The 540-nt window shown below is 42.8% G+C and carries 1 pseudogene; it reads right to left on the bottom strand.

The window, feature by feature from the left end:
• Window positions 1-93 precede the first annotated feature (93 nt).
• Window positions 94-540: pseudogene (locus tag ACFINH_RS10395) on the bottom strand (phage portal protein); the annotation flags it as partial.

Genomic DNA, 540 nt, shown 5'->3' on the forward strand with positions numbered 1-540 from the left:
TCAAAAGAGCTCTCATCATCAAAGACCGGTGCTCCAACTCTGTAATCTTCATTCATAGCTTCGTTCATTTCTGCATTCATTCTCTAACCTCTCTCAAATGCTTCTTCCTCTGTATGTTGCCGCTCTTTCACGCATGATTTGATTTTGCGCTCGTTCATTAAGAATACGCTCCCGTTCAAGCTCATGCTTCTGTTGCATCAATTCAGCTTCCAATTCTGCTCTCTTTTGACGCATAACCAATTCAATCTGCTTGCCTTGTAAATCCATCTGTTGCATCTGACTTTTAGCCGCAATATCTTGCTGCTTTTCCTGCAACTTCATTTCTTGTTCCGGATTCATTTGCTGTTGTTGGGCTTGTTGTGCCATTTGCTGCTGTTGCATCTTCTCACTTACACGATTGAGTAATGACGCAGGCAATGGTGAATAACGAAGCAAATCAAGCATGATATCCGGTGTTACGGCATTTTGAAGCAACGGTAATAATTGCGTGATAATGCCAAAGGTACGCTCTTTCTCATTCGGGCTGGTTGGAGCATCATC

Origin of the sequence: Bartonella sp. AA74HLJMH, assembly GCF_042197045.1 — a bacterium.
In the GTDB taxonomy this organism is placed as follows: Bacteria; Pseudomonadota; Alphaproteobacteria; order Rhizobiales; family Rhizobiaceae; genus Bartonella.